Annotated in this window: 11 protein-coding genes; 8 read left to right on the top strand and 3 right to left on the bottom strand. The window is 72.3% G+C overall.

Going from position 1 to position 11,908, the window contains the following annotated elements; translation table 11 throughout:
* The first annotated feature begins 20 nt into the window (after window positions 1–20).
* Window positions 21–998, top strand: a complete 978-nt coding sequence (locus tag ACMCNN_RS07715; RefSeq protein ID WP_412745485.1) for a carbohydrate ABC transporter permease — start codon at window positions 21–23, stop codon at window positions 996–998.
* The gene (locus ACMCNN_RS07720; protein ID WP_412745486.1) at window positions 995–1,852 is read left to right on the top strand and encodes a carbohydrate ABC transporter permease; all 858 of its coding nucleotides are present in this window, start codon (window positions 995–997) and stop codon (window positions 1,850–1,852) included. Before ACMCNN_RS07715 ends, ACMCNN_RS07720 begins: the two co-directional genes overlap by 4 nt.
* A gap of 24 nt (window positions 1,853–1,876) precedes the next feature.
* On the opposite strand, the gene ACMCNN_RS07725 is transcribed toward ACMCNN_RS07720, so the two are convergent.
* Window positions 1,877–2,857: an N-acetylglucosamine kinase gene (locus ACMCNN_RS07725; protein ID WP_412745487.1), complete on the bottom strand. Its 981-nt coding sequence runs from the start codon at window positions 2,855–2,857 to the stop codon at window positions 1,877–1,879.
* Window positions 2,858–3,015: 158 nt separating this feature from the next.
* Here ACMCNN_RS07725 and ACMCNN_RS07730 point away from each other — a divergent pair, with 158 nt between their 5' ends.
* The 3 genes from ACMCNN_RS07730 to ACMCNN_RS07740 are packed head-to-tail and all read left to right on the top strand — an operon-like array spanning window position 3,016 to window position 5,928.
* Window positions 3,016–3,822 carry a DeoR/GlpR family DNA-binding transcription regulator gene (locus tag ACMCNN_RS07730; protein WP_412745488.1) on the top strand — a complete coding sequence of 269 codons (807 nt, stop codon included), beginning with the start codon at window positions 3,016–3,018 and terminating at the stop codon, window positions 3,820–3,822.
* Between the two features lie 2 nt (window positions 3,823–3,824).
* Window positions 3,825–4,742, top strand: coding sequence for an N-acetylmuramic acid 6-phosphate etherase (murQ, locus tag ACMCNN_RS07735; protein WP_412745489.1), 918 nt, complete (start codon window positions 3,825–3,827; stop codon window positions 4,740–4,742).
* 10 nt (window positions 4,743–4,752) lie between these two features.
* Complete coding sequence (locus ACMCNN_RS07740) at window positions 4,753–5,928, top strand: C39 family peptidase (protein ID WP_412745490.1); 1,176 nt, start codon at window positions 4,753–4,755, stop codon at window positions 5,926–5,928.
* Here the strand turns inward: ACMCNN_RS07740 and ACMCNN_RS07745 are convergent.
* Together ACMCNN_RS07745 and ACMCNN_RS07750 are read right to left on the bottom strand one after the other, a co-directional pair.
* Window positions 5,873–7,921, bottom strand: coding sequence for a prolyl oligopeptidase family serine peptidase (locus ACMCNN_RS07745; RefSeq protein WP_412745491.1), 2,049 nt, complete (start codon window positions 7,919–7,921; stop codon window positions 5,873–5,875). The genes ACMCNN_RS07740 and ACMCNN_RS07745 overlap by 56 nt on opposite strands.
* Window positions 7,922–7,988: 67 nt before the next feature.
* Entirely contained in the window at window positions 7,989–8,600 is a 612-nt protein-coding gene (locus ACMCNN_RS07750) for a helix-turn-helix domain-containing protein (RefSeq protein WP_412745492.1), read from the bottom strand.
* A 99-nt stretch (window positions 8,601–8,699) separates the two neighbouring features.
* On the opposite strand from ACMCNN_RS07750, the gene ACMCNN_RS07755 reads away from it, so the two are divergent.
* The 3 genes from ACMCNN_RS07755 to ACMCNN_RS07765 are packed head-to-tail and all read left to right on the top strand — an operon-like array spanning window position 8,700 to window position 11,774.
* Window positions 8,700–9,596 carry a MurR/RpiR family transcriptional regulator gene (locus ACMCNN_RS07755; RefSeq protein ID WP_412745493.1) on the top strand — a complete coding sequence of 299 codons (897 nt, stop codon included), beginning with the start codon at window positions 8,700–8,702 and terminating at the stop codon, window positions 9,594–9,596.
* Complete coding sequence (locus tag ACMCNN_RS07760; protein ID WP_412745494.1) at window positions 9,593–10,918, top strand: M20/M25/M40 family metallo-hydrolase; 1,326 nt, start codon at window positions 9,593–9,595, stop codon at window positions 10,916–10,918. Before ACMCNN_RS07755 ends, ACMCNN_RS07760 begins: the two co-directional genes overlap by 4 nt.
* Window positions 10,919–10,943: 25 nt before the next feature.
* Window positions 10,944–11,774, top strand: a complete 831-nt coding sequence (locus tag ACMCNN_RS07765; protein WP_412745495.1) for a M55 family metallopeptidase — start codon at window positions 10,944–10,946, stop codon at window positions 11,772–11,774.
* The last annotated feature ends 134 nt before the right edge of the window (window positions 11,775–11,908 follow it).

An 11,908-nucleotide genomic window follows, 5' to 3' on the forward strand; every position in this document is an offset into this window, starting at 1 on the left:
GACCGTGGAGTGGAGAGCCCATGGCGTCGACCAGCACCACCCGCAGGCCGGGTACGCGGGGCGGCCCGCCGAAGATCCGGCCGGCGCCACCCTCGACCGTGGCCGGGGCGCGGCGCCGGCGGCGCCGCGCCGGACTCACCCCGTACGCGCTGGCCGCGCCCGCGTTGCTCGTGCTGATCGGCGTCCTGGGGTATCCGCTGGTCAAGCTGGTCGTCCTGTCCTTCCAGCAGTGGGGGCTGGCGCAGATCTTCAACCCCGATGCCGGGCCGCCGTTCGCCGGTCTGGACAACTACCGCCGGATCTTCGGCGATCGCTTCTTCTGGACGGTCCTGGAGCGCACGGTGCTGGTGACGGCCGCGATGGTCGTCCTGTCCATGGTCGTGGGCGTGGCGGTGGCACTGCTGATGCAGGCGGTGCCGGCCTGGTGCCGATGGTTGATGACGTTCTCCCTGGTGCTCGCCTGGGCGGTGCCGCATCCCGTATCCACCGAGATGTTCGGGTGGATGACCGACTACAACTACGGCGTCATCAACCACCTGCTCGGCATGCCGCAACACAACTGGTATCTCGACAATGTGCAGGGCTTCGCCGTCGCCACGGCGGTGGTCGTCTGGGGAGCCGTCCCCCTCATCGCGATCACGGTGCACGCCGCGCACAGCCAGATCCCGCGCGAGCTGATCGAGGCTGCCCGCGTCGACGGCGCGTCACCCGGTCAGGTGCTGCGCTGGGTGACCCTGCCGCTGCTGCGACCGATCCTGCTCATGCTGGGCACACTGTCGGTGATCTGGGACTTCCAGGCGTTCACCCAGATCTGGGTGCTGCGCCAGTCCAACCCCACCAAGGACTACTTCACGCTCGGCATCTACGCGTACGCGAAGGCCTATTACAGCCACGACTACGGGTACGCCGCCGCGCTGGCCGTCGTCACGGTCGCACTCCTGCTCGGCGCGATGCTCGTGTACCTGCGCCAGATCCTGCGGATGGGAGACACGCCATGACCGCCGCCCCGACACCGGCGCGGGCCGTCCGGGCACGGCTGAGCAGGCTGGTGTGGACGCTGTGCGGGCTGACCGTCGCCGGCGTCTGGACCTTCCCCGTGTACTGGATGGCGAACACCGCGTTCAAGCCCGGCCGGGACATGCAGACCGTCACTCCCCAGTTCTGGCCGCACCATCCCACGCTGGCCAACTTCCGTACGGTCGTGACGGACGCGGTGTTCTGGCGTGCGTTGCGCAACAGCGCGATCGTCACGGTGCTGGTCGTGCTCGTGGCCATGGCCGTGGCGTTCCTGGCGGCGCTGGCGATCGCCCGCTTCCGGTTCCGCGGCCGCAGGGCGCTGCTGCTCGCCGTCATGATCGTGCAGATGGTCCCGCTCAACGCCGTGGTCATCCCGTTGTTCCTGATGTTCAGCGCCGCGCGGCTGAGCGACACCCTTCCCGGCCTGGTCCTGGCCTACCTGGCCTTCGCGATGCCGTTCGCGGTGTGGACGCTGCGCGGTTTCCTCAGCACCATCCCCGTCGAGCTGGAGGAGGCGGCGATGGTGGACGGGTGCGGCCGGTTCGGCGCGTTCGTGCGGGTCGTGCTGCCGTTGCTGCTGCCGGGGCTGATCGCCACCTCGATCTACACGATGATCCTGGCCTGGAACGAGTTCATGCTCACCTACTTCCTCATCTCCAGCCCGGACAATTACACGCTGCCGTTGTGGCTGACCCACTTCACCCTCAGCGAGGGGACCGAATACGGGCCACTGATGGCCGGCTCCACCCTCATCGCGTTGCCGGTGGTGGTCTTCTTCATGCTCGTGCAGCGCAAGGTCGCCGGCGGTCTGACCGCCGGTGCCGTCAAGGGCTGAGCAACCGGCCGGTGCCCGGCCGGTTCACATCCGGGGTGCGGTCAGCCGGGCGTGTGCGACCGGATCGATGTGCGACGTGACGCTGCAGGCGGCCAGCCAGGCGGCGGCGCCGGCGCAACTGCCGGCCAGGAGCGGATCAGCGCGATGGTGCGAGGCCAGCCGTCGCTGCACCTCGCGGCCGATCGGGCCGTCCTCGGACAACAGCGATCCGGCGAGCACCAGCGGCTCGTCGGGGTCGTCGGCGGTCAGTGAGGTCGCCGAGTCCACCAGCAGGGTGACCGCGCGGTCCACGATCCGTTGCGCGACCCGGTCGCCGGCCTCGGCGGCCGCGGGGACCAGCCGTGCCAGCCCGGCGAGGGCGATCGGCGGGCCGTCGTAGACGGTGTCCCGCAGCAGGAGTACCCGTTCGGCCGGGTCGGTGGGCACCGAATCGTCGCCGGTCAGCGTGGCCAGCACCGCCTCGGTCAGCAGTGTCGGATCGCCGCGATGGTCCAGCTCGGCGAAGACCGCACGGACGGCCTGGCGGCCGAGCCAGAAGCCCGATCCGTCGTCGCCCACCAGCCAGCCGTTTCCGTCGACCCGTTCCAGCACCTCCTCGGCGCCGATCCGGGCGGCGATCGCGCCGATGTCGGCGATCAGCACCGAACCGTGTCCGTGCGGTGTTCCCGCGGCGAACGCGGTCACCGCGTCGGCGAGCACCCGGACCGGGCAGGTCAGCCCCGAGGACCGCCAGACCCCGGCCAGCGGGCCGACGGCGGCGCCGCGGGTGAAGCGGAGCATGCCGGCCGCGCCGACGACGACGACGGTGATCTGCTCGGGATCCACAGCGGACAGTGCCTGCCGGGCGGCCGAGCTGAGATGCGCGACGACCTCGGCGACGGGCAGCACCATCGCGTTCGCCGAACCCGACCGGCCACGACCGACCACCTCGCCGTCGGTCGTCGCGCACACGGCTTCCACGAGGCTGGTGCCGGCGTCGATCCCCAGCACGAGGCCATTCGGCATCGCGTACTCCTGACCAGACGGCTGCGTCCGCGCGTGTCGGGACATAGTCCACAATAATCCATGACTACTCTTGACTAAAACCCCGTGCCGTCGATAGTTTTCTGGCGTACCGCCGCCGCGGTGCCCCACGGGACCGTCACCTTGCGGAGTCGCCGCACATGAAGGAAGAACTGTTCGCTGCGGCGTTGCCCGAGGAGCGTCGTCTGCAGATCGCGGCGCAGCTGCGCCGGGACACCCGGGTCCGCGTCGAGGATCTGGCGCACCGGTTCTCGGTGTCGGGCGAGACGATCCGCCGCGACCTGCAGGTGCTGGAGGAGCGGGGACTGCTGCGCCGCGTCTACGGCGGCGCGGTCGCCCAGGAGGAGCGCGGCTGGGAGAGCGCGCTCGACGAGCGCCCCGTCGTCCGCCTGGATCCGAAGCGGGCGATCGCCACGACCGCGGCCGCACTCGTCGAGCCCGGCGACACGGTCATCCTGGACCTGGGCACCACTGTCGCGGAGACCGCGCGGGCGCTGCCCGCCACGTTCGCTGGCCGGGTGCTGTGCTGCTCGGTGCCCGTCGCCGCCGAGCTCACCGGCCGGGAGGGCGTCGAGGTGCACCTCGCCGGCGGGCAGCTGCGCCGCGCCGATCTGGCCTGCACGGGCCCGAGCGTCGAACGCTTCCTCGACCAGTTCTTCGCCGACCGCGCGTTCATCGCCGCCACCGGCGTCCACCCGAAGGCCGGCGTCACCAGCGACCGCCTCGATGAGATCCCGCTGCGGCAGGCGATACTCCGCCAGGCAGCGGAGACTTATGTGCTGGCCGACTCTGCCAAGTTGGGCCAGATCGCGGTGGGCCGGGTGTGCGTACTGTCCGCGGTCACCGCCGTCATCACCGACTCGGACGCCGATCCGAGCGCCGTGCGCGCGCTGGAACAGGCCGGTGCGCGCGTGCTGGTGGCCCCGGCGCTCACCGGTCCGGAGTGACAGTGCCGCGCGGTGGAGGCCTGGACCTGACGCTGTCCGCGCTGGTCACCGAGGGCCGCCGTCCGGATCTGACCGACCTGGATCTGCGACCGACCGGCGAGTTGGTGGCATTGATGCATGCGGACGAGGCGTCGGTGACCGCGGCCGTCGAGCGTGCGCTGCCACGTATCGCGACGGCGATCGACGCGATCGCCGCCCGGATGGCGCGCGGCGGGCGGCTCATCTATGCCGGCGCGGGAACCGCCGGCCGGCTGGGCGTCCTGGACGCGAGTGAGTGCCCACCCACCTTCGGCGTCACGCCCGGTACGGTCGTCGGGCTGATCGCCGGCGGTGCGCAGGCGATGACCGCGGCCGTCGAGGACGCGGAGGACGACGCTGCCGCGGCCGTGGCCGATCTCGACCGGCTGCGGGTCGCGGAGCGCGACTGCGTGGTCGCGGTCACGGCCTCGGGTCGCACGCCGTACGCGGTGGCCGCGGCCGCGCACGCGCGGGGACGCGGGGCGCTCGGTGTGGGTGTCGCCTGCTCGCCCGGTTCGCCTCTCGCCGGGGTGGCCGACCACATGATCGAGGTCGTGGTCGGGCCGGAGCTGCTCAGCGGATCCACCCGGCTCAAGGCGGGCACGGCTCAGAAGCTCGTACTCAACATGATCTCTACGGTCGTGATGGTCCGGCTCGGCCGCACCTATGGAGACCTCATGGTGGATCTGCGCGCCACCAACGACAAGCTGCGCGTGCGGGCGGCGCGGATCGTGGCGCAGGCGGCCGGAGCCCCGGCCGATGCCGCCGCGGCGGCGCTCGACGCCGCTGCGGGCGAGGTCAAACCCGCGATCGTCCACCTTGTCCGCGGGGTCGACGTGGCCGCTGCGCGTGCGCTGCTGGCCCAGCACGGTGGCCGCCTGCGCGCCGCCCTCGACGCGTAGGCGGGCCGCCGTGCGCCGCGACATCAGATACCACGCGTGGGGTGGCACGGGCGGCTTCGACGCCGGTGTCCACGCGGGCACGAGGACCGGCCCCGGTGGGCTCGTCCTCGCCACTGCGGGAGGCCGCACCGACTACCTCGACCCGTTCCGCGGCGGCACGACAACCTATGAGTACGCCACCTGGAGTTCGCCGTGGGCGCAGCCGGGCTTCGCCGCCAGTCAGGCGGTCGCGTCCTGGAACGCCGTGACGCCCGGGGGCACCTGGATCCAGGCCGAGCTGCGCGGCGCCACCCCCGACGGCGCCCGCACGACCTGGTACGTGCTGGGCCGGTGGGCGGCCGACGACATCGAGTTCCTGCGTACGTCGGTGCCCGGGCAGAGCGACACCCACGCGAGGGTGGACAGCGACACCCTGGTCGTCGCCGACGGGGCCGCCCTGGTCGCCTGGCAACTGCGGATCACCCTGTACCGGCCGGCCGGTACCGCCGAGAGCCCGACCGTACGATCGGCCGGGGTGATGGTCTCCCGGCTGCCCGCTCCCGCCGCGCACCCGACCAGCACACCCGTGACCGCGCTGGGCACCGCGCTGCCCGTGCCCGGGTATGCGCAGAAACTCCACGCCGGCCAGTACCCGCAGTGGGACAACGGTGGCGCGTCATGGTGCAGCCCCACCTCGACGTCGATGGTCCTCGCGTACTGGGGTGCCGGGCCCACGCCCGCCGACTACGCGTGGGTCGATCCGTCCTACCTCCACCCGTGGATCGACCACGCGGCGCGCAGCACCTACGACCACCACTACACCGGGTGCGGCAACTGGCCGTTCAACACCGCGTACGCCGCCCGATTCGGCCTGTGCGCGTTCGTCACCCGGATGCGTTCGTTGAACGAGGTGGAGCAGTTCATCGACGCGGGTGTGCCGGTGATCGTGTCCGCCTCGTTCACCAGGGACGAGATCCCCGGCGCTGACTACGCCACCGACGGCCACCTCATGGTCGTCGTCGGATTCACCGGAGACGGCGACCCGGTCATGAACGATCCGATGGCCGCGGACAACGCGGGCGTACGCAAGGTGTTCGGTCGTGCCCAGTTCGAGACGGCGTGGCGCAACAGCAGTGGCGGGACCGTCTACCTCATCCACCCTCCGACGGTGGCCCTGCCGGCCGCGCCCGCCCAGGCGAACTGGTGACCACGGCCGGGCCGGCAACCAACGGAGCAGCTCGCTCGCACCCGCCGAGGTCGACCGTGATGCCCATGGCCTCCGAGTAGAGCTCCGCCTCGGCGCGCAGCGACGCGGCGACGCTGGCCGCCGTACGGAAGCCGTGGCCCTCGCCGGCGAACAGCAGATACCGGTGTCGCAGTCCGCGGGCGGCCACCGCGTCGACGATCCGCTGGGCCTGATCCGGCGGGCAGATGACGTCGTCGGATCCCTGCAGGATCAGCAGCGGAGCGCGGATACGGCCCGCGTTGGCCAGCGGCGAGACCCGCCGGTACCGCTCGGTGTCACCCGGCAGTTCGCCGATGAGGCTGTGCACGTACGAGGATTCGAAGTCGTGGGTGGCGTCGCCGTGCCAGGTCAGCGGGTCGCTGATGGGGTAGTAGGCGGTACCGGCGCAGAAGGTGTCGGTGGCGGCGAGGCTCGCCAGCGTGGTCCAGCCGCCCGCCGATCCTCCGCGGATCGCGGTGCGTGCGGCATCGGCGAGACCATCGGCGGCCAGATCGTCGGCCACCGCCACGCAGTCCTCGACGTCGACGATGCCCCAGGCGCCACGCAGCCGGTCCCGGTAGGCCCGCCCGTAACCCGTCGAACCGCCGTAGTCGACGCTCGCGACCGCGAACCCCCGGCTGCAGAAGAGTCCGAACTCGAGGTCCGGGCTGGCGTCCGCGCTGGACGTCGGGCCGCCGTGCGCGTGCACCAGCAGCGGCGGTGCGACACCGGGCGGGCCGGCGAAATGTGGGCTGGTGGGCGGGTAGTAGACGTAGTGCACCTCGCGGCCCGCGACGCCGTACGCGGTGCGCCGTACTGCCGCGGGGTTCCACGGCCGCAGGTGCTCGTGGGCAGGGGTCGTGCATGCGGTCGCCGCGGCGGCGGGCTGGCCGGGTGCGCGGGGCAGGGGGACGTGCACCACGGTGCTGTCCCGCGCTTCGGCAGCGGCGACCACAACCACCGCCGCGTCGGCGTCAGGATCCGCGCCGGTCCCGGCGATGGCCGATCCGAACCGCGTCCAGCCCGGAATGAGGTCGCGCAGCGCGCCGGACCCGGGATCCCACAGCGCCAGGCGCTGACTGCCGACGCCGTACCGCAGGACGACGCCGACACCGGTGACCGCGAACCAGGTGGCGCCGACCGACCACAGCGGGCCGGCGCAGTCCCGCGGCATCGGCAGGACGCACCGCACTCCGGCGCCGCCGTCGCGCAGCTCGATCCGGTGCAGGTTCCACCACCCGTCCGGATCGGCCATCGCATACAGCGAGGACGGACCGGCCCACTCGGCCTGCGGCACGGAGACCCGCGGCCCACCCAGTACCCGGCGAGGGCCGACCGCGACGCCGTCCCGTAGGTCGGCCACCATCAGCTCGCTGCCGTCCCACGGCATCTGCGGGTGGTCCCATCCGATCCAGGCCAGGCGTCGGCCGTCCGGGCTGATGCGCACTCCGGACAGGAAATGGTGCGAGGCCGCCACGATTCTCATCGCGGCGGGGTCGTCGGCGCCGGCCAGGGGAACGGCGACGATCTCCCGCGACACCCGGCGTCCCGTTCCGGCGGACGCCGCCGTGATCACCTCGCGGATGCACCAGACCTCGTCCCCACCGGGTGCGAGCACCGGGTCGGCGTAGCAGGTGGTGACGCCGTCGGGGTCCGGCGGAGTCAGCGGCTGCGGGTGGGGCACGGGTGACGAGGCCACGCCGGCCACCTGGGCGCGGTACAGACGCTGGTCGCGGGCGTCGACGAAGACCAGCAGGTGCTGTTCCGGGCCGGTCACGGCCAGGTAGGGCCGACCGCCGTAGCCCAGCGCTCCGGAGCGTACCGAGCAGGGGAGCACCTCGCTGGGCGGTGCGCCGGGCCGGCATCGCAGCAGGCGGACCGTCGCGGTCTGCGGGTCCGACGAGCACCACCAGACCTCGTCACCAACGATGGATGGCCAGCTCAGCGTGCCGGACGCGGCCGCGGCGTGCGCCACGTCGATGGGAGAGGGCCATTCACCGTACGGTGCGATGACGCGATCTCGCGGCAGGGACATGGCTCCGTCAGCTCCCGGTGAGTACGGCCAGCATCAGCAGATCCTCGCTGGCCTGGTCGATGTGGTGTGGGTCGGACGAGGCGAAATGGCACGCGGCGAACGGCGTCAGATCGCGGGTGAGGCCACCCACGTGCAGTCGGCAGCGCCCGGCGAGCACCATCAGGAACTCCTCGCCGGCATGGCTGGTCGGGTTGGCGTGGTCGCCCACGTCGCCGCGGACCAGGCGCGCGCCGATCCGGCTGGAGCCCATCGCGGTGAGATCCCAGATCGCCTGCGCGCCCGCGGTCGTGGCCGCCCGCGGGGTGGCGGCGAAGCGGGGCTCGAACCGCCGCCCCTGCGGCGCGTGGTCGCCCGGCGAGCTGAGCAGCTCGCCCAGCGGGGTCCCCAGCGCGTCCGCCACCCGGGCCAGGGAGCGCACGGTCGGGTTGGCGGTCGCGGATTCGATCTGTGAGACGTACGCGGCCGACACCCGCGCCCGGTCGGCCACCGCGGCGAGGGTGAGGCCGGCGGCCCGGCGGGCCCGCACCACCCGCGCCGCCAGGGCGTGGACCGCCGCGTCGTCCGGGCTGCGTCCGGGTTCGTGGTCGACGGCGTCGGTGCCGGGCCTTGACGCAACCATGACCCGAGGCTAAGACTTCGATTGATTTAAAACAATGGATGTGTACGGGGGCGTTAACTCACAGTTGGTGTTCCGCCGCGAACGGACCAGGAGGTCCCGATGACGACCCCGCTCGCGCCGACCCCGGTGCTCACGGCGTTGAAGCTCGCCTCGGCCCACCACGGCGACGTCGGTGAGCGGCTCTATCGAGCCATCGCGGCCGACTACCCCGAGTCCCTGCAGCGCCGACCCGGCCTGCTGCTGTCCTCGGCGCGGGCCACCGCCGAGGACCTCGACCGGCTGCTGGCCGACGCGGGTTTCACCGGCACCCGGGAACTGCGCGACCGCGCCGGCCAGGAGACCGCGCGCCGGCTCGCCGAGCCGGACCTGAGATTCACCGGCCGCGCGGGGCGGACCGGTGGCCGGCTGGCGCTGCGCCGGGTGCTCCGCCACGAGCAGGACAACCTCGCCGAAACCCTGAACGCCCTGCAGTCCAACGGGGCGCTGGAGCTGGCCGCCCAGACGATCATCGGTGGGCGCCGCCGATGGGTGTTCGGCGATCTGAAGTCCACCGGCTACGCGGCCCTGTTCGCCACCGACCTGAGCAGCGCGCTGCGCGACGTGACTCTGGTCCAGCCGACGTCCACCTCGGCGGTCGCCGCGTTGACCGATGCCCATCGCGACGACGTCCTGATCGCGTTCAGTTTCCGCAGCTACAGCCGGTTCACCCGGCGCCTCGCCGGGGCGTTCCACGCGCGCGGCTGCGCGGTCGTCGCCCTGACCGACGACTATTCCAGTCCGGTCAGCGAGGTCGCCGACCACGTGCTGGCGATCAATACCGGCAGCGAATCCGCCACACACTCGCCGACTGCCGTGGTCTCGGTGGGCCACATTCTCGCTTCCCTGGCGGCGGCCGGGGCGAAGGGCGCCGCGCGCCGCGCCCGACGCCGCATCGAGGCGGCCAACAGCCTCCAGTGCTACCTCGAAGCCGAAGACGAGCCCGGGGCCGGGGCATGAGCACCGTCAGCGGCGCCGACCCGGCGCTGGTCGCCGACGCGGTCGAGTTCTGCTCCCGGCTCATCCGGTTCGACACGTCCAACTTCGGCGGCGGCCGCTCGCGCGGCGAACGCCCATGCGCCGAGTGGATCGCGCAGCTGTTGGCCGACGCCGGCTACGACCCGCTCGTCCTCGAGTCCGCGCCCGGACGCGCGAACACGGTCGCCCGCATCCCCGGAGCCGACCGTACGGCCCCGGCCCTGCTCGTGCACGCACACCTCGACGTCGTGCCGGTGGCCGCCGAGGACTGGAGCGTCGACCCGTTCGGCGGTGAGGTCCGCGACGGCGCCGTCTGGGGCCGGGGCGCCCTGGACATGAAGAACATGGCCGCCATGACGCTCGCGGTCGTGTGCTCCCTCGCCCGCGACGGGATCGTGCCGCCCCGCGACATCGTGCTCGCCTTCGTGGCGGACGAGGAGGACACCGGAGCCTACGGCTCGGGATTCCTGGTCCGGGAGCACGCCGGGCTGTTCGCCGGCGTGCGTGTCGCGATCGGCGAGTCCGGCGGGCACGCGGTACACCTGCCCGACGGCAGCCGCCTGTACCCGATCGCCACCGGGGAGCGGGGCAGCGCCTGGATGAACCTCGAGGCGGCCGGGCCCGCCGGCCACGGATCGCGGCCCAACCCCGGCAACGCGGTCGCGGCCCTGGCCGGGGCGGTGGCCCGGCTGGCGCAGCACCGGTGGCCGGTGCACCTCACCCCGACCGTCGCGGCACTCGTGGACGGGCTGAGCACGCATCTCGGCGTCGATGTCGACCTCACCGACCCGGCCGGTCTCGACCAGTTCGGCGAGGCTGCCGTGCTGGTCGCCTCGACGATGTCGAACTCGCTCAACCCCACGATGTTGCGCGCCGGATACAAGCACAACGTCATTCCGAGTACGGCCACGGCGGGGGTGGACGGCCGGATCCTGCCCGGTGCGCAGGACGCGTTCTTCGCCACCGTCGACCGGCTGCTCGGCGGCCGGGTGAGCCGGACCTTCGTGAACTACGACGAGCCCGTCACCGCGCGACACGACTCGCCGGATTTCGCGGCGATGGCGGCCGCACTGCGCGCCTGCGACCCGCAGGCGCTGATCCTGCCGTACTGCATGGCGGGTGGCACCGACGCGAAGGCGTTCAGCCGCCTCGGCATCGAGTGCTACGGCTTCGCGCCCGGCACCACGCCACCCGGTTTCGCGTACGGCGACTACGTCCACGGCGTCGACGAGCGGGTGCTGGTCGACAGCCTGGCGTTCGGGGCCGCCGTGCTCGGGCGGTACGTGACCGCCGAGCCGGCATGACGACGGCGCAGGAGGGCGCGTCACGATGAAGGTGCTCATCTCGGCCGACATGGAGGGCGTCACCGGCGTCACCACTCCCGACGACTGCGAGCCCGGCCACCCCCGGTGGGAGTACTGCCGCCGGCTGCTCACCGGTGACGTCAACGCGGCCGTGGCCGGCTTCGCCGAAGCGGGCGCCGACGAGATCCTCGTCAACGAGGCCCACGCCGACCAGCGCAACCTGTTGCTCGACCGGCTCGACGCCCGGGCCTCGCTCCTGATCGGTGCGCACAAACCACTGGGGATGATGGAAGGCATCGACCGCTCGCCCGACGCGGTGGCCTTCGTCGGCTACCACATGGGCGCGGGGGAGTTGGGGGTGCTGGCGCACACCTATCTCGCGAACTCCATCACCTCCGTACGGATCAACGGATCGCCCGCCTCCGAGGGCCGGATGAACGCGCTCCTGGCGGCCGAGTTCGCGGTGCCGGTGGTGCTGGTCACCGGCGACGATCTCACCTGCGCCGACGCGGCGGGGTATGCGCCGGACGCCGTCGGCGTGCCGGTGAAGACGTGCGTCGACCGGTACTCCGCGATCTGCCTGCCTCCGGCGGTCAGCGCGGCGCGCATCCGCGAGGGCGCGCGCCGGGCGCTGCGCCGGCCGGCCCGGCCGATCCCCGCCGAGCCCGGCGGCTACCGGTACGAGGTGTCCTTCGACGCGGCGCATCTGGCTGCTCTGGCGACATACATCCCGGGCGTCGAGCGCACCGGCGATCTGTCGGTGCGGTTCACGCTGCCGACGATGTACGAGGCGATCCGCTGCTTCCGGGCGCTGACCCGTCTGGTCACGTCGGGGATCGAGCCCCGCTACGGCTGAGGTCCGAGCCGGGCATGCCCGTTCATGTGGAATGCTCCAGCGATCGAGCGCCGAGCTGGAATGATCCGTACATGGTGTTGTGGATTGTTGTTGACTTCCGAGTGCATTGACGGGAAGCTATGGGTTGACAGCCT

It is taken from the genome of Krasilnikovia sp. MM14-A1004 (assembly GCF_047159485.1).
Classification (GTDB): domain Bacteria; phylum Actinomycetota; class Actinomycetes; order Mycobacteriales; family Micromonosporaceae; genus Actinoplanes.

Bases quoted from the DNA above. Each gene is read 5' to 3' on its own strand.
- ACMCNN_RS07715 (WP_412745485.1), top strand. From the start codon at position 21: ATGGCGTCGACCAGCACCACCCGCAGGCCGGGTACGCGGGGCGGCCCG.
- ACMCNN_RS07720 (WP_412745486.1), top strand. From the start codon at position 995: ATGACCGCCGCCCCGACACCGGCGCGGGCCGTCCGGGCACGGCTGAGC.
- ACMCNN_RS07725 (WP_412745487.1), bottom strand. From the start codon at position 2,857: ATGCCGAATGGCCTCGTGCTGGGGATCGACGCCGGCACCAGCCTCGTG.
- ACMCNN_RS07730 (WP_412745488.1), top strand. From the start codon at position 3,016: ATGAAGGAAGAACTGTTCGCTGCGGCGTTGCCCGAGGAGCGTCGTCTG.
- ACMCNN_RS07750 (WP_412745492.1), bottom strand. From the start codon at position 8,600: ATGGTTGCGTCAAGGCCCGGCACCGACGCCGTCGACCACGAACCCGGA.
- ACMCNN_RS07755 (WP_412745493.1), top strand. From the start codon at position 8,700: ATGACGACCCCGCTCGCGCCGACCCCGGTGCTCACGGCGTTGAAGCTC.
- ACMCNN_RS07760 (WP_412745494.1), top strand. From the start codon at position 9,593: ATGAGCACCGTCAGCGGCGCCGACCCGGCGCTGGTCGCCGACGCGGTC.
- ACMCNN_RS07765 (WP_412745495.1), top strand. From the start codon at position 10,944: ATGAAGGTGCTCATCTCGGCCGACATGGAGGGCGTCACCGGCGTCACC.